Below are 17,070 nucleotides of genomic sequence, written 5' to 3' on the forward strand. Positions count from 1 at the left end.
GACGCTGGCCGACGCCAAGGTCTCGGTCGCCGCCTACGACCCGGAAGGCATGGACCTGGCCCGCCCGCTGATGCCCGAGGTGGACATGGTCGAGGATCCCTACACCGCCATCGACGGCGCCGATGCGGTCGTCATCGTCACCGAGTGGGACGCCTTCCGCGCCCTCGACCTCGCGCGCGTCAAGTCACTGCTCAAGTCCCCCGTCCTCGTCGACCTGCGCAACATCTACCAGCCCGAGGCCATGCGCGAGGCCGGCTTCGCATACACCTCCGTGGGCAGAACCTGACAGGAAACGGCCACCCGAACACATCCAAAACGGTCGCAATTTCAGCTCGTTCGACTCGAGTCCGATAGGCTTGTCAGCCGCGCTCCAATTGCTCTTTGGGGGTACTGTGCACTTCCACACAGTTCCGATCCCGACCAAAAATAGCTTGCATTTCGGTGCTTTCTGGCGCGATGAGTTAACGCCATCTCAACTAATACCAAGGTATACGCCGTGAGATGACGCTGACGTTCAGCGTGGGGGCGACACATCAAGGCGTGGAGTAGGACGCGATGGGTAAGGGCAGCGGGGTCGTTGGACTTCGCAATACCAAAGCGACCGAGACGGTTGTGGTCGAAGCAGCACATCTCGCAGGATCTGCGATTTTGACAGCCGGAGTTGCGGCCGCCTTGGTGGTGGCTGCGATCCCGGCATCAATCGTTTTGGGCGTTTCCGAAGGGTTTAAGTCGATCAAGAACCGCCGATAACCGTTGGTTTGCCAATGGTTTCGTCCGGCTGATCGTACTTCAGGATCATTTCGTCAATATCGCCCCCGCTACAGCGCGGGGCCGGGTTGACCATCGCTGCCCCCATCTTCAGCCTTCGACTGCACCGGGACCGGTGTGGGATAATCGGCCTTCGCGCAGGACGACTGTCGCTCATTTGCGGTCCTTGCAGTTGGGAAGAAGAAGCACCATGCGATCAGACATTACTCGGCGGTTCTTTGTGACCTCGGCCCTCGCCGTAATGGCGCTTCCACGTTGGGCAGTTGCCGCAGTCACAACGATTATTTCAGGGCGCACCTTTCAGGGAAATCGCGCGCCCGATGGCGTGAAGGGCGAAGGTGGCGAAGGCCTGCGCGCCAGATCGAACATGATCATCCAGAATTGCACCTTTCTCGATCTCGGCAATGGTGCTGTGCGGGTCAATGTTCCGACCGACAATCTGACCATCCAGAGTTGTTCGGGATCCAATTTCTATCGGTTCCTCGAGGACACCAGTTCGGACAGGACCAACCCGGCCAACTTGACGAACTTTGCGGTCCGGAAAGTCACAGGTCGCGAAGTCGACCGCGGCATGACCCGGATTCGCTACGGCTCACATAGCGGAACGATCGAAGACGTGACGGCATATGCCAGTTCGCAATGTGACCTTTATTGCGTCGGCTACCAGCTCGATGGCGATGCGCACGACATCACCTATTCTCGCGTGCAGGCACACGGTTTTCGCGAGGTGACGCGTCCTGACGACAAGTACTGGAACGGCGACGGCTTTTCCGACGAACGCGGAAACCACGGCATCCGATACCTGTCCTGCCTGGCAACCGGCTGCAGCGATGGCGGCTTTGACCTCAAGTCGGCGAACGTCTATCTCGAAGATTGCACTGCAGCACGAAACAAGCGCAACTTTCGCTTGTGGAACAGCGGCGTCCTGCGCCGTTGCACCAGCAAGCACCCTCGCTGGTACGGCGGCAAAGGCGGAGCGGCTCATTTTTCGTTCCACGGCACTGTCGATCGCTATGTTCTAGACCAGCCGGTCGTGACCGCCGGGGCCGGGAACCGTGCACCGGTCTTCCTGATCGTAACGAAGAACGTTCTGCACCTCGAAATCCGCAATGCGAAGATCGATGCGCCCGACGCGCCCTTGTTTGCCGTCTACGGACCGGAGCCGGTCATTACCTGGGTGCCGCCCCGCAATCAGCAAGATATCAAGGTCGGCAAAGAGAAGGCCTGAGCAAGGCCGAATCGGACCTTTTCGGCGGAAATCGGCTGAATTCGCGTACAGCCTACGATATACGGAGCCGAAAACCCGACGAGGGGAATGCTGCAATGCACTATCAGCGTTCACCTCGCGCCTTTGGCAAGGTACTATCCCTTTCAACGTTTGAGGCAAAAGGCCCGGTATCGGTACGCCCGATAGCGAGTCGCTCACGATCGTAATTTCGAGATTCGCCAGCGGCCCTGGCGTCGTCCAGATTTTGCGGAACTGAGTCTCTGCGTCCTTCGTTGTAATTATTGCGTATGGCTGATCGCGCAACCAACCATAGAGGGATCACGCACTGTGAAGGTATTCATTACCGGCCTTAGGGGCATCCCAGAAATCATGGGCGGGATCGAAAGTCATTGCGAGGAGCTCCTGCCTCGCATCAAGCGGACAAACACGGATCTCGACATCTCGGTGTTGTGCCGTGCACCATACGTCCAGCGCGACTTGCGCAATTATCGCGGAATTTCCCTCGTCCCTCTGCCATCCCCGCGCTCGCGATCGTTCGAAGCGATCGTGGCGACTTTCATTGCCACGATCTATGCATGGTTCCAGCGCGCTGACGTCCTGCACATTCATGGCATCGGCCCGGCGCTGCTAGCCCCCTTGGCCCGCATTCTGGGGTTCAAGGTCATCGTGACGCATCACGGCGCGGACTACGAGCGCGAAAAATGGGGCCGGATGGCAAAACTCGTTCTTCGCATCGGGGAAAGATCGGGCCTCATCTGGGCCCACCGCGTGATTGCAGTGTCCCCCTCGCTCGCCCTGCACCTCAAGGAGATATTTCCGTCGCAGGCCGAAAAGGTCGTCTACATTCCGAACGGCGCGCCGAAGCTGCCGTCGGGAGGCGTGGATGCCCGCAGGACGCTGGCTGACCTCGGGCTCAAGCCGAAGGGCTATGTCCTGGCCGTGGGCCGGCTGGTACCCGAAAAAGGCCTCCACGACCTGATCGACGCGTTCAAGGCGAGTTCCCCGCCCGACGGCGTTGTGCTGGCCATCGCCGGCGACGCGAACCACGATTCGGATTACGTCCGCAAGCTGCGCTCGCAAGCCAACGACCGCATAATCTTTCTCAATTTCCAGCCGCGACCGGTTCTCAAGTGCCTCTATGAGAACTGTTCGCTCTTCGTCATGCCCTCGTATCACGAGGGGCTGCCGATCGCCGCGCTGGAAGCAGCCTCCTGTGCAGCGCCAATGTTGCTGAGCGACATTGCCGCCAACCGCGACCTTGGGCTGAACGAGGATTGCTACTTCCCCGTCGGGGATACGGCATGTCTTTCCGGTCTGCTCTCGGCCGATCACCGCACTCGCACCGCAGATGCACACATGGTGAAGCGGCGGTTCGACTGGGACACGTCCGCGATCAACACGGCCGATGTCTATTATTCCCTCATCGCCGCGCCGAGCGGCGCCCATGCGCCCAAACGCTCTGCATCGGGAGCCGTCAAATAAGATGGTGCAAGGGTCGCCCCGAAAGAAAAGCGCCGTTTTCATTATTAATTCGCTGGCCGGTGGTGGCGCAGAGCGTGTCATGACGACTTTGCTGCGCGCCTCGGGTTCATGGCGTGATCGATACGACATCTCGCTGGTTCTTCTCGACCGCGAGCCAGGCGCCTACCCGGTTCCCGACTGGATCGATGTCGTCCAGTTCGATACCCGCGGCAATCTGGTTTCCGGTATACGGGCACTGCGCAGGCTGATCGCCGCCCAGCGGCCCGACGTGACGCTGAGTTTCCTGACCCGGGCCAATGTTGCCAATGTCGCCGCATCTGCGGGACTGGGCATCCGTTGCATCATCAGCGAGCGCGTCAACAGTTCGGCGCATTTCGGCGGTCGCCTCCGCGCGGCGGCAAGCAGGTGGCTGCTGCGCTTCACCTACCCCCGGGCAGATCATGTCGTTGCGGTGTCCTACGGCGTCGCCGACGATCTGGCCCGCAATTTCTCGGTTCGCGAGAACCGGATTTCGGTCATCGCCAATCCCGTCGACCACGACCTGATCGCGGAATGTGGCCTTGCTGATCCCGCCGTCCCCGTCCCTGAAGATTACGTCGCAGCCGCCGGTCGACTGGTTCCCAACAAGAACTTTGCAATGTTGATCGAAGCCTTTGCACGGTCCGAACTGCCGGGATCGCTGGTGATCCTTGGGGAAGGCCCGGAACGGGCAAACCTGGAGGCGCATGTCGCCCGCCTTGGCCTTGAGGGCCGCGTTCATCTTCCCGGCTTCGTCGAAAATCCGTTTGCCATCCTCAGGCGCGCATCGCTCTTTGCCCTTCCCTCGAACGCGGAAGGATTCCCCAACGGGCTGGTCGAAGCCATGGCTTGTGGCCTACCGGTCGTCGCCACCAACTGCGCTTCGGGACCGTCGGAAATCCTGCTCGGTTGCCCCCGTGAAGAGGTCCAGGGTGTTGTGGAATGCGACGCCGGCATCGTCGTCCCGACAAACGATGTCGCGGCATTCACCAAGGCTCTGCGGATGCTCGACGATCCGGAAAAGCGCAAAAGAAAAGGGGACGCAGCGGCGGAAATCACGCGCGCTTTCGACACTGCGCAGACGGCAAACCGCTATTGGGAAACCATTGAAACGACACTCGCTGTCGGTCAACCAAGCCCCCTCGCCCGGCATGACGGCATGCCGATGCGGCAAGCGGTCGTGGCACCCGGCAGCTCCAGCAACAGCAACTGAAAAGAGACGCACGATGGCCAGAAATTGGACCCGGGGCTTCATGATCCTTGCGCTGACGCTGACCTGCGTCGGCGGTGTTTCGCCGGCCCATGCCGGGGAAAAGCCGCGCGAGACCAGAAAGGTCGAGCTCAAGCTGGCGCCCGGTGACACGTTGAAAGTGACGACCTATGGCCTGCCGACGTTGACCGGTGAATTTACCGTCTCTGCCGACGGAACCATCGATTTCCCCTTGATCGGGGTAGTCGAGGTAGCTGGCGCCAATCCCTCCGACATCAAGCAGAAACTGACAACGGGCCTGGCAAGCGGTTACGTCAGCGATCCCAATGTAACCGTGGAAGTGGGCGAATATCGTCCATTCTACATTCTGGGACAGGTCGGAAAGCCCGGCGAATACCCCTATTCGCTCGGTCTGACTGTACGCGATGCCGTGGCCAAGGCCGGCGGTTTCAACTACCGCGCCAACGAGAAGCGCGTCTATATCAGGTCTGCCGGCGAAGACGATGAACACGTCTACAAGCTGACAGCCGGCATCCCGGTTGCGCCGGGCGATACCATCCGCATCGGGGAGCGTTACTTTTGAACCAGATGGCGCCCATCAAGCCTGAACAACTTGGCAAGCCGCACCGTCGCGGTTGTCCCCGTTCGTTCCGGCACCTGCGCCTTTTGCTTCAGGCCGACCTCTATCGGTATTCCGGCCGTATCGACGCCAAGACCTTCTGGCGCCATTTCCTGTTCACGCCTGGCTACAAGTACACGGTGTACATGCGCAGCTGCGGTTACCTGAAGACGAAGCGTTTTCAGGCATTCGGGTTTTATCTGCTCCTCAAGTGGCTGCTGCTGCGGTGCCGCTACAAGTTCGGCATTGCCATCCCCGAATACACGGAGATCGGGCCAGGCCTTTTCATCAACCGCTTCGGCGGCATCTACATCAATGGCGACACCGTCATCGGGACCAATGCCAACCTGACCCACGGCACGATGCTCGGTCAGGCAAACCGGGGGTCGCGCGCCGGATCGCCCGTTCTGGGGGATCGCGTGTTTATCGGAGCCGGTGCGAAAATCATCGGACATATCCATCTTGGTGAGGGCTGCATCGTTGGCGCCAACGCCGTGGTGACGAAGGACGTCCCGGAAAACGCTGTTGTCGGCGGAAACCCGGCCAAACTGATTTCCGAGGCTGGCTCAGGCGGGTACATCAACAGGCTGGTGCCGGAAGATCTGCTGCAACGCTGTCGCGTAGCGGGTCGAAATCCCGCCGCAGGCGCTTCTAAAGACCTTTGAACACCAGGCCTATCGAGGCCACGTTCTCCTTGAAATCGCGGCCGGGCGCGGAGCCCTTGCTCGTCTGCTGGCGATGGCTCAGGCTCGCCTGCAGCGACCAACGCGGGCTCAGAAGCCAGGTGGCTCTGAAATTTGCCGAAAATCGATCGTCCGTCCTGTCCACCCCGACGAAGCGGCGATGTTCGTTACCGCCTTCGACATGCAGGATCAGGTTGCGCAGCAACTCGTAATCGGCCTGGACCGACGCGGTTGTTTTCACGTAGCCGGCGGCTTCGACAACGCCGGTTTCCGAAACGCTGCGATCCACCTTTGCCGTCAGCGTGACCAGCGGCGTCAGGTAATACGCGATTTCCCCGCGGATCAGGAACCCATGCACGTCCTTGAACAGAGGATCCTTGTAGTTCTGGCGCAGGTATCCGACGCGCATGCTGCCGTGCATCAGATGACCGAGGTTGAAATTCGACCCCAGCGCGAGTTCATAGCCCTTCGAATCGCGCGCAGGGATCGGACCGATCCGGGTCCGATAGTCGCGCTGGTTGGCCGAAGCTGCAGCAAACACGGCGAAATTCGCGCTCATCGTATATTGCGCAATCAGGCTGCCGGTTACCGTCGATCGGTCCCGGAAATCCTGGTCAATCACGTTGCCCGCGATATCGCGATTGTCGAGGTAATTGCGTCGCGCGAAATCGATCGTCCCGCGAACGCTCAGGCGATTGAACCTGTGCGTCAGATCCCCATAGAATTCCGTGAGGTAGAAACGATTGGGCCTCGCGATGCTGGAGAGGGAATCGGGCGAGGTTCTCGATTCCGAATTGCGGGACCGAAGCGCCTTGGCGTTGACCACGGTACTGGTGCCAATCTGATATTCCAACCCGCCCTGGAAGGCATAGTCGTTCGTGTTTTCCGAGGTGAGATTGAAGTAGCGGGTGGCTTCGTACTCGCCGGCAATCGACCAGCTAAATCCGGGCGAAGGCCTCCCGATCGTGATGCGCGGCTGATAGGTAACAATGCCGTCGCTGCTCTTGCCATTTTCCACCGCGTAGACGTTGTCGTCGAAATCGAGACCGAGGATGACCTGCGGCATGACCTGGATCGAGCCGATCTGGATCGGCACGGCCTGGTATTCGGGTCGCGATCGCTGCGTGACACTGTCCGGCTGATCCTCGTCGAGAGGATTATTGCTCGCTTGCAGAGTCCCCAGTCGGCCGAACGGATTGTAGCTCTGGGCCATGGCAGGAGACGCGAGTGGTCCGAATGCCACCAACGGAATGCTGGTGGCCGCCAAGGTGCGTACTGCGAAGGCAGAAGCAGGTACGATCTGTGCTCTCATTGTCCCTGCCGCATCCTTGCCGATCCGGCGCGTAAGGACTTCACGAAATGGTAGGCGGACTTGCGCCAGGACACCGGAGTCCAACGTGTCACTGCCAGCATGGCTAGCGTGCCCAGGCCTTCGGGCAGATTGACGTCGCTCAGCGGAATGCGGATCGGCTGGTCCAGCTTGAGCGAATAACGGGCGTAGTGGGCGATTTCCTGATTGATCAACCGGCGCAGCAGGCGCCGTTCCTCGGTATCTGCATCGGTCATGAGCTTGCGGGCCGTTCCGATCAGGCAGGGCGTGGACAGCGTATTTGTAGTCTTGCTGACCTTGTTTGACGAATCGCGACTGAAATCCGCCGTGAAGGTCGGGTCGTAGGCCAGGCTGGTCCGCCGCATGGCCCTCAGCCACAGATCCTTGTCTCCGCCGCGCCTGGCCCGGCCTTCCGGAAACAGGCCGGCGTCGATCAACACGTCGCGACGCAGCGCGATGGCACCGGTCCACATCGGGCATTCACGCACTTCGAGCCAGCATTCGAGAAATTGCCGGAAATCGAGAACGGCGCCCGCCTCAAGCTTCTGTGCGATACGTTGGGGCTGGCGATGTGTGTCGAAGACATGGTCGAAACGGGTGGCCGCCGCGCCTGCCCCCGGCGCATTTGCTATGGCCCGCGCAAGCACGGCCAAATGATCTTCTCGCCACAGGTCGTCGGCATCGAGGAAGGCTATCCAGTCGCCTCTTGCCTCGCGAATGCCCAGGTTGCGGGCGGCATACCCGCCAGGCCCCGGCTCTTCGCGCCCGAGCAGACGAAGCCTTTCGCCTGCAAACGAGGCGGCGATGTCCCGGCTCCCGTCGGTGGATCTGTCATCCACCACGACGATTTCGAACGGCGCGAAGTCTTGTGCAAGGGCGCTTTCGATCGCTGCGGCGACATGTTCCGCCTTGTTGTGCAGCGGCATGACCACAGTGAATTTCGGTGTCGTTGTCAGGGGAGCCTCACTGAAGTCGTTTTCGCGCGGATCGATACCCCGAAGACAGCCGGCCGAATTTTCACATGGCCTCCGCAATTTCGAGAGATCAGGATTTGGCCTTCGACCGGACCGTCTCCCAGTGCATACACCGGGTCAAGCATGTGCCGCAATTGCGAAGACGAGCCGGGCAGGAATCTCGTTGGATTGTGCGTCCGCGAAGCGCCAGCCGCCAAGTACGTTGGATTGATCGCTTTTCCGGCTCGCTACAACGCAACCTGTGTCGATTGCGATCCCGGTCGGGTTGCGTTGCAGTGCGAGAATCTATTTGCTCTGTTCAATGCCCGCGGGTCGGATTGGACGACTCCATACTGCTGGCAAAACATCGGAGCCGGGGAATACTCAACAGCTTGCGCATGGCCGAACCCGCATTCCCCTGTCCGGTTTTCGTTGTCTCGATGACGACTGCCGAAGAACGTCGCTCCGCGTTTGCCGCGCGTGCCGCAAACACGCAGGTTCCCTGGCGCTTCTTCGATGCCTGCACGGCACTGACGGAAGACCTGACCTATGACGCGGAGGCGGTGGAGCGCAACAAGGGGCGGCAACTCACCAAGGGCGAGCTGGGCTGCTATGCCAGCCACTACTCCATCTGGCAGGAGATGGCCCGCGAGCAGATCGCCCAGTGCATCGTTCTCGAGGATGACGTGATCGTCGACTGGGCTTTTCTGGCCCGGCTCGGCGAAACCGACCTGGAAGCGCAGGACATCCGGTATCTGCGCCTCTATTCGAAAGCGCCGACTTTCAATCGGGTGGTGAAACGCAACTTCCTGCAGCGTTCGCGGAGTATCGTGGAACTCGTGGGCTATCCTTTCGGCACCCAGGCCTATGCAATCACGCTGAACGGAGCACATGCCTTCCTCGATGCCTGCCGGACGGTCAAACGCCCCGTAGACGATCAGATGGATCGCTCGTGGGAGCACGGCGTACGTAACCTCGCCCTGTTCCCCGCTCCGGTTCTCGAGGAGTTCGTTCCATCAGCCATCGGCGCGGAGCGCTTTGCGACAAAGCGTGCTGCGGCCTATTATTCGCCCCGACAGCGGGTTACACGATCGATGGACAAGCTGAAGATGCATGCCAAGAGACTGAGCGTTCTGCGTGGCAAGTGATTCCATAACGCCCGACGAGCCCCCCGCTTCCAGCGGTGCGCGGTTTGACAGCAAGCTGCGCCGGCAAAGCAAGCAGTCGATCAGCTGGACGATCCTGAGGTTCGCGTCCGATCAGGTCTTTTCCTTCGTCGTTTTCGTCCTGATGGCGAGGCTGCTTTCGCGCGCGGATATCGGTGCCTTCGCGCTGATTTCGATATTCGCGCTCGTGTTCCGGACGATCAGCATGGCCGGACTGGTCGAGACGGTCGCCCGGGAACGCGAACTCAGCCCCGCCTTCATGGATACAGTCTATCGCAGTCACATGGGGTTTAGCCTGATCACCTGCACGTTCATCGTGGCGGTAGCCGATCCCTTCGCCGCCTTCATGAATGCACCGCAGATAGCCGCGCCGCTCCAGGTCCTCAGCCTGACGCTCCCGATCTCATCGCTGGGAGAGACGCACTTGGCCCTGCGCCTGCGCGAATTCGGGCACAAGACGACGGCCCTGCGATCGGTGGTCAGCGGGATCGGCGGTGGCGGCGCGGCCATAGCCGCGGCGCTGATGGGATTCGGCCTTTGGGCGCTCGTCATTCAAAGGATATTGACGGTCGTCATCAGCGTCGTGCTTTCGCGCCAGGCCTACCGGTGGAAGCCCGGCTGGAACTGGCAATGGTCCATCCTCAAGCGCAACCTGAGCATCAATGGCAGCCTCACGGCCATGCAATTGGTCTACCTGGCCATGTCCCGCATGCAGGAGCTGGTAATCGGCAACGTCATCGGTATCGTCGCGGTCGGCATCTACCGCACGGCCTGGCGCACGGTGGACATCATTTCCATCGGCGCAATCCGGCCGTTCTCCTCGGTCGCATTACAGACGCTGTCTCGCGTGAAGGAAGATCCCGTCGAACTGGCGCACGCCTATCAATGGGTGATCTCGAAGGCTTCGGCATTGTCCTTTCCCGCGCTTGTCGGATTCGGAATCCTTGCTCCGGAAGCCGTCCCGGTGGTTTTTGGGGCAAAGTGGGCCCAGGCCGGCGACCTTGCCCAGATCTTTGCCTTCATGGCAGTCCCCTTCACGCTTAACCAGTTTGCCACCCCGTCTCTCGGCGCGCTGGGGGCTGCCCGGATCCTGTTGTTCATCGCCCTTGCTCAGCTCGCCTTGACGGCAATCCTGACCTTCAGCCTGGTACGTTTCGGTTTGTTCGCTGTAGCCTGCGGCTTCGTGGCGCGTGCCTACATCATACTTCCGGTGCAGATTTACATGCTCAAGCGGGTCTCCGGTATCGGCTTCCGCCAGACATGGAACGCCATCTGGCGTCCCTTCGCAGCATCCGCCATCATGGGTGTGATCCTCTATCTCCTGAGACACTCGACGGTCGGCCTTGCCGCCAGTACCGCGATTCCGTTCCACCTGGGCCCTTGGATCGCCCTGCTGTTGAAAGTGGCAATCGGAGCGCTGGTCTATGGTCTGATGCTGATCAGCCTTTCACCGTTCTGGCGAGCTCAGGCGTTGAAGGTATGCCGCAAGGTGCTGCCCAACCGTGTCCTGCCTGGGGCTGGCGCCTGACAGGTTCCTTGTGCACGGACAGAGGTCCCCCTACGCGTCTTCCAGCGCATACCCCTGCGTCTCGATCACGGCACGGTACGGCATGAGGCCACGGGTTATGGCCCCACGCTGTGCAGGTGAAAGCCGCGCCGTCTGCGCAGCGTTCATGTTCGACAATTCCTGGGGCGCATAGTCCTTGACCCGCACCTGCGCGCCGGAATTCATGCCGGCCAGCCTGGGAATGGCCGCCGTGAGCCTGGCGACCGTCCTGTCCGGATCCTCGGTCAGCTCTTCGTAGGAGATCACGATCTGAGCGATTTCGCGGCAGGCCTGCAGGGTCTGCGCGCGTGCGCCGTAAAGGGCGCCCAACGCCTCGAAGAGGTCTTCGCTGTCCGCCTCCATGTCCACGAATCGCGCATCCCAGTCACGGCCGAGCTTGGCGGGAGGATAGCGCTTGGCCCAACTCGCGCAGACCGCATAGGGATCCCGGGTCAGGACGATCGTGTGCACCGGCATGTCGGAAAAGGTTTCGGTCAGGGCGCGCAGACGGACGATGTTCGATGGCGATTTTTCCACCACCAGCGCGTTCGCGCCGACACCCCGCCGCCGGGCTGCATCGATCCAGACCGAACGCAACATCGCATAATCGATTTCGCGCTCCGGATTCCACCGTTCGATGCCCTTGCTCAGTCGCGGCATCAGCCACTGGGCCTCGCCATTGTCGGTCAGCGTCGTCGCGCCGGGCGCCGTCGAAAGCAGCATCGCCAGTGCCGTCGACCCGGAATTGGGCAAATTGGCCACGAACAGCCACTCAAGCCCGGCGATCGGCTCCTTTCCGGCTCGGCGTGCATGGACAAGGCGATTGGCGATATCGGTCCGCACATCGGCAGGCAGGCAGCGCTTTGCGGCCGTGGTTATGCGATGGAACATGCTCAGGTCTCCCCGGCTCCGGTCGTGAGCTGTCACAAGCGAAGGACGCGTTACAGGGCGGCCCTCATCCTCGGTTCGAACAGGTTGGGGTAGTCGGCCCAACCAGGCTGGCTGCGCCGCTGCAGGTTCTCCCTGGCGCTGAACAGCGAATAGCCGCAAAGAACCGCATAGAGCGCCAGCCCCTCCATCAGCCAGAACGGCATGGTGCCAAAGTTCAGCAGGAAGAAACTGAGGTGCGCCGCCACCAGCATCGGACGATCCCAGCGCCTCGCCATCACGGATTTCGCAGCCATGGCGATCCACAGCAGCAACATGGCGCCCACGCCCACGGCACCCAACTCGTAGAGGGTGCCGATCAGCGTGTTATGCGGATAGACATCGAAACCCCTGGCCCATGACTCCGGCCCGAAACCGAACATGATCTGGAAGGGGCGCCCGTCCATGTAGGCATAGAGATACTCGCTCCAGATCAGGGGGCGTGCCGAAAGAACGTGTCGGTCGATTTGCGTGAATTCGCGAGGCGGCTTGATCAGCGCTCCGGGGTTGGAAAGGAACGTGCCCATGTCGGCAAAGCGTTCATGATAGAGTACGGCCACCGCCGCAGCTCCGACCAAGGCAATCATGAGCGCAGTCGCCGCGATGACCCTTCGCTGGCTCGGGCTAACGTATTCCGTCATTGCGGCCCAGAACACGACGAGCATCATCGGGCCCGCCGCGAAAATGGAGGTTCTATAGCCGGCGAGGAAGATTCCGATTGCGACGGCCAGTAGATAGCCGAGACGAATGGCGGGATGCAGCCGATGAGCGAGGCAGCCTACGATGAATGCTGCCAACAGGGCCACGGAAAACGCCGCTTCGTGGTTGTACCCCCCGATCCACACGACGCCATCGCCCATTTCCGAACCCTTCGGCAGATGGAGTGCGAGGGACAGCCACTGGAACAGCAACAGCGGCGCGAAGGCCCAGATGAGCATCGGCATCAATTGCTCATCTTCGTCCTGCCGCATGGCCTCGAAAGTCGCAACGAGGAGCACGACGAAGTAACTGTATTTTACCATGACGGTCATGATGCCGGGAATGTCCATGTTGAGCAGCCCGCTCACCAGGACAAGCATCATGATCAGGTATACTGGCAGGAGCGCTCTCAGCATCAGGTGTGGCAATCTGATAACCAGGAGCCCGATCCCGGCAACAGCGATCGACACCAGGGCATTGCCCGACATTCCCGCCACGAGCGGCTTGAACATGTAGACGTGATAGGCGCCCAGCAGCATTCGCAGCCAGATTGCCGCGAACAGGAAGCGCCCTTGCAAAGAGGGGATGCGTCGCCCCGCCAGCAACGCGATGACAAGCAGAACCAATGTGGCCGGCACGAGAATGCCCAGACCGAAGGTCGGCCCTGAAGAGGCGCTCTCATTCATCGGTGGCTCTTGCCGCCCTTACACATAGTAGGACTTGTAGGCGCTGTAGTAGTAGCTTGCGTCATCGTACCCGATGCGCGCCTGAGCGGTGACATCGACCATGGAAAGGCTCGTGCCGATCACGTTGGCATCGACCGCTTCCAGCTTGCGGAGCGCCAGTTCGGCCGCCCGCGTCGGGGTCTTCCGCCACCGAACCATAAGCACGACGCAATCCGCCTTGGCCGCGATCACGCGGCTATCATCGATTGTCAGGACCGGAGGGGTATCGAGCACGACGAAGTCGAACCTCTCCCTCAAGGCGGCGATCAGTTGCGAGAACGCTTCGCTGTCCGCGAAGGGCTGAACATGGTGCTCGTCGCTTCCGCGAGGCAGGACGTGGAGGCCGGTTTCCGGTTCGACATAGATCGACTCGTGCAATTTGCTTTCGCCGTAAAGCAGCGCCAGCAACCCGGCTGAACTCATGGAGCTGGATTCCGCATTCGAAACCCGGCGACGCAGGTCGCAGTCGACCAGGATCGTGCGCTTGCCGGCCATCGCTGCCGAACGGGCCAGCGAAAGGGCGGCCGTCGTCTTGCCCTCGTTGGGCAGGGCAGACGTTATGGCCACGACCGGATGCAGATCACGCAGGTTGAAATTGATCGAGGTCTGCATGCAGCGGAAGGATTCGGCGAAGGATGAGTGCGGCTTGTCGACGACGAGCTGCGTCGGACGAGACCGATCCTCGCGGTCGGTCAGTTCCGGCAGGTGCTTCGTGTCGGGAATGGAGCCAAGCACCTGCACGCCGAGCCTCTTTTCCAGCGCACTCGTCGTTTCCACGCCCCGGTCTAGCAGTTGCAGAATCGCGACGACAATGGTCGAAACGGCAACCGCGGCGATCAGGCCGATCACGCCGAAGACGACCACATTGGGGAACGTGGGCGAGCCCGGAACGCGCGCAGGCGCCACGATGTAGGAGTCGGCCCTTTCGAGCCCGCGCTGGGCCAGCGTCTGCTTATAACGATCCAGGAAGGTCTGATAGAGCGTGCGCGTGGAATCCGCCTTGCGTTCCAGCTCTGCAAGCCCGACCGCGGACTTGTTGTCCACTGCCAGGGTGCCTTCCGCGCGCTGCAAGGATTGATTCAGCGACGCCGTTCTCTGGCTGGCCGCGTTCGCCTGGATGCTCAGGTTGGCGACGATGCGCTTCACTTCGCCGGCAATCTGCTGGTCGATATCCTTGAGCTGTTCACGCGCCTTTGCCAGCTCCGGATATTTCGGGCCGAACTGCTGGCTGAGGGAGGCCACCTTGCCGCTCACTTCCGCGCGCTGAGCACGCAGCTGGCTGACCACTGGCGAGTCCAGGGCTTCGCCCAGTTCTTCGCCTGTCCCGCCACGCGAGAGCTGCGCATTGGCGGTATTGAGACGCGCCCGCGCTTCCGCTTCCTGCGCCCGTGCCTGGGCCAGCTGCGTGTTTAGGCTGGACAGTTCTGCCTGCGTAACAGTGCTGTCCTGACCGAGATCGAACAGGCCGTGCCTGGCCCGATAGTCGGCTACCGCGGCTTCGGCGGCCTCCACCTGCACCCGCAGCTTGTCGAGCTGGCCCTCTAGAAAATCGCTCGCCCGCGCCGTCGCACCGGCCTTTTCGGACACTTGCTGGTCGATGTAGGTGCTCGCGATCGTGTTGGCGACCTTTGCCGCCGTGGTCGGCGATCCCGCCTCGTACTGGAGATCGATCGCATAGGAAAAGCCGCTGCGCTTGACCGTGAGATGACTCAGTATCGTGGAAATCGCCCAGTTGCGCTCCACGTCTTCCGGGGCGCTGCGCCCCTCCTTCAACGCGGGATTGAACTCCGGGTCGCGCGTCAGGTTGAGCTTGTCGACGACCGTGCCAATCAGCTTTGGAGACCTCAGCACCTGCACTTCGGTATCTACCGAAGCCGAGTCCGGCACTACGTCTGGCACGACCTGATCGACCTTCACCACGTCTTCGGCGCCCCTTTCGAGCGCAACCGTGGCAACCGCGGTGTACCGCGGCGGCGTCATGAAATAGGCTGCGGCGGCCGCGCCGAACATGAGCAGGCTGACGATGAGGATGACGACCCTGCGACGCCGAAGCACCTGCATGAATGCCCGCAGGTCGATCAACGCCCCCTTGTCGACCGGATCTCCGGGGCGCCCGTTATGGGGAATCAATGGTTGAGGTCTGGCATGCATTGCAGGGTTCCGGATCATGAGCGGCGAAAGAAGAGGACATTTCACGGCGGCTCAGCATACCGCAGTTCCAGCTCGTCGTCGGCCGTGGCACCTTGGTGATCCCCGAACAACGGATTGACCGGGCTTGGATTTGTGCATTGGTTTTGCACTGCAGCAAGCCGTTACGCGGCGGACCGTGCGAAAGGAGCGGCCTGAAGCGAAAATTCACTTCTGAATCGAAGATTTCGACCACCTCCTGCCGGCTATCCGAACCTCAGCCCCTCTTTTCGCACACGAGGAATACAGGTGTAAATCCTTGATTGGCTCCCCCGCATGTGCCGATTACGTTTCCTGCGAACCAGGTCCTCCCGGGCACGGAAATCAGGCGTATCGTTCTGTAGCCGGGCTGCGCCGATTTGGCGCTTTCCACCACGCGACTTTATCATGCTTCTCGCCGTCGGGAACGCTTCAGGAAGGGTGGATGTGTTCGGGACCTATCGCTTGGCGCTTGCCCTGACGGTGATGGTGCATCACCTTCTGTCCATCCCCGTGATCGGCCAATATGCCGTGTTTTCCTTTTTCGTGCTTTCAGGCTTTCTGATGACGGCAGTCATGGCGGGAACCTACGGTTATAGCCCGGGCGGATTCCTGCGTTTTGCGACCAATCGCGCACTGCGGCTCTACCCGGCCTACTTCTTCGCCATCGCTCTGGCTCTCATCGCCATTGCCCTCTGCGGGGAAACCTTCGCCCGTGGCTACCGCAATGCCATGTTTCTGCCGCGGGACGTGGAGACCTGGGCCGCGAACCTGTCCATGGTCTTCCCGCGGCTGACGCCCTACCACTTCCAACCCCGACTGCTCCCAGCCACCTGGGCTCTGACAGTTGAGCTCGTGTTCTATGTGCTCATCGGTCTCGGGCTCTCGAGAACCCGCAGGCTTTCCTTGGCCTGGCTCCTGGGAAGCCTGGCCTATACCGGCGGCATGATCGTCTTGGGGGCCAACTACTATGACTTGTACAGCCTCATTCCTGCAGGCTCTCTGCCATTCGCTGCCGGTGCCTGTACCTGGCACTGGCGCGAGGAATTGAGCGCCAACCTGAAGCGTTTCATGCCGCTACGTCCGGAATTTGCCATGACGGCGGGCCTGATGTGGTTTCTTCCATTCGCGGTCGTCGACAAATTCGCAAACATCGACGCGGTGAGGATCGCCGGCCTCTATCTCAACATCCCGTTGGCATCCATTGTCACTCTGGCTCTTTTCAACGTGGACAGAACGCATAAGATGCGAAGGAGTGACAGCTTCTTGGGTGATTACAGCTATCCAGTATATCTGCTCCACTGGCCGATGGGGGCTTTGGCTTCGTGGGCGCTACTAGGGAAACCAGTTCGCGGCATGAGTTTCGCCTCCCTGAGCGCGTTCGCGCTCGCCCTGGTCCTGACGTTCGCGGCGTCGACGGCCGTCGTCCTGGTTGTAGATCCGGTCATCAAAAGGCTACGAAATTCGATCAAGCGTCCCGATTCCCGACAGCCCCTCCCCGCTTCCATCGAGGGCTAGAAACCGACCTAGGCGAACGGATGCCTCATCGG

At 61.0% G+C, this 17,070-nt stretch carries 14 protein-coding genes; 9 read left to right on the forward strand and 5 right to left on the reverse strand.

Going from position 1 to position 17,070, the window contains the following annotated elements; translation table 11 throughout:
* The 6 genes from LK12_RS00005 to LK12_RS00035 form a co-directional block, all read left to right on the forward strand.
* Positions 1 to 286 (forward strand): UDP binding domain-containing protein (locus LK12_RS00005; protein ID WP_039277935.1); only part of this gene is annotated, 286 nt, incomplete at its 5' end.
* A 375-nt stretch (positions 287 to 661) separates the two neighbouring features.
* Positions 662 to 1,996, forward strand: a complete 1,335-nt coding sequence (locus tag LK12_RS00015; RefSeq protein ID WP_231568152.1) for a hypothetical protein — start codon at positions 662 to 664, stop codon at positions 1,994 to 1,996.
* A 327-nt stretch (positions 1,997 to 2,323) separates the two neighbouring features.
* A complete protein-coding gene (locus LK12_RS00020) occupies positions 2,324 to 3,478 on the forward strand; it encodes a glycosyltransferase family 4 protein (protein ID WP_039277943.1) in 1,155 nt (384 codons plus the stop codon).
* Between the two features lies 1 nt (position 3,479).
* Positions 3,480 to 4,709 (forward strand): glycosyltransferase, encoded by a 1,230-nt coding sequence (locus LK12_RS00025; RefSeq protein ID WP_269430613.1) that lies wholly within the window; start codon positions 3,480 to 3,482, stop codon positions 4,707 to 4,709.
* A 13-nt stretch (positions 4,710 to 4,722) separates the two neighbouring features.
* Positions 4,723 to 5,289, forward strand: coding sequence for a polysaccharide biosynthesis/export family protein (locus LK12_RS00030; protein ID WP_039277946.1), 567 nt, complete (start codon positions 4,723 to 4,725; stop codon positions 5,287 to 5,289).
* A gap of 5 nt (positions 5,290 to 5,294) precedes the next feature.
* Positions 5,295 to 5,990, forward strand: coding sequence for a serine O-acetyltransferase (locus LK12_RS00035; RefSeq protein WP_039279865.1), 696 nt, complete (start codon positions 5,295 to 5,297; stop codon positions 5,988 to 5,990).
* Here the strand turns inward: LK12_RS00035 and LK12_RS00040 are convergent.
* Positions 5,977 to 7,320 (reverse strand): outer membrane beta-barrel protein, encoded by a 1,344-nt coding sequence (locus tag LK12_RS00040; protein WP_052223019.1) that lies wholly within the window; start codon positions 7,318 to 7,320, stop codon positions 5,977 to 5,979. The genes LK12_RS00035 and LK12_RS00040 overlap by 14 nt on opposite strands.
* Positions 7,317 to 8,270, reverse strand: a complete 954-nt coding sequence (locus LK12_RS00045; protein WP_269430615.1) for a glycosyltransferase family A protein — start codon at positions 8,268 to 8,270, stop codon at positions 7,317 to 7,319. The genes LK12_RS00040 and LK12_RS00045 overlap by 4 nt, the downstream gene beginning before the upstream one ends.
* Positions 8,271 to 8,689: 419 nt before the next feature.
* On the opposite strand from LK12_RS00045, the gene LK12_RS00050 reads away from it, so the two are divergent.
* Positions 8,690 to 9,439: a glycosyltransferase family 25 protein gene (locus tag LK12_RS00050; protein ID WP_052223020.1), complete on the forward strand. Its 750-nt coding sequence runs from the start codon at positions 8,690 to 8,692 to the stop codon at positions 9,437 to 9,439.
* Positions 9,429 to 10,985 carry a lipopolysaccharide biosynthesis protein gene (locus tag LK12_RS00055; RefSeq protein WP_052223021.1) on the forward strand — a complete coding sequence of 519 codons (1,557 nt, stop codon included), beginning with the start codon at positions 9,429 to 9,431 and terminating at the stop codon, positions 10,983 to 10,985. The genes LK12_RS00050 and LK12_RS00055 overlap by 11 nt, the downstream gene beginning before the upstream one ends.
* A gap of 30 nt (positions 10,986 to 11,015) precedes the next feature.
* Here the strand turns inward: LK12_RS00055 and LK12_RS00060 are convergent, their stop codons facing one another.
* The 3 genes from LK12_RS00060 to LK12_RS00070 are packed head-to-tail and all read right to left on the reverse strand — an operon-like array spanning position 11,016 to position 15,484.
* Positions 11,016 to 11,894, reverse strand: a complete 879-nt coding sequence (locus LK12_RS00060) for a sulfotransferase family protein (protein WP_039277951.1) — start codon at positions 11,892 to 11,894, stop codon at positions 11,016 to 11,018.
* Positions 11,895 to 11,944: 50 nt separating this feature from the next.
* Entirely contained in the window at positions 11,945 to 13,315 is a 1,371-nt protein-coding gene (locus tag LK12_RS00065) for an O-antigen ligase family protein (protein WP_231568155.1), read from the reverse strand.
* A gap of 18 nt (positions 13,316 to 13,333) precedes the next feature.
* Complete coding sequence (locus LK12_RS00070) at positions 13,334 to 15,484, reverse strand: GumC family protein (RefSeq protein WP_231568156.1); 2,151 nt, start codon at positions 15,482 to 15,484, stop codon at positions 13,334 to 13,336.
* Between the two features lie 444 nt (positions 15,485 to 15,928).
* On the opposite strand from LK12_RS00070, the gene LK12_RS23585 reads away from it, so the two are divergent.
* On the forward strand, positions 15,929 to 17,038 hold the full coding sequence (locus LK12_RS23585; protein WP_197063416.1) for an acyltransferase family protein: 1,110 nt from the start codon (positions 15,929 to 15,931) through the stop codon (positions 17,036 to 17,038).
* Positions 17,039 to 17,070: the final 32 nt, after the last annotated feature.

It is taken from the genome of Novosphingobium malaysiense, assembly GCF_000802225.1.
Taxonomy (GTDB): Bacteria; Pseudomonadota; Alphaproteobacteria; order Sphingomonadales; family Sphingomonadaceae; genus Novosphingobium; species Novosphingobium malaysiense.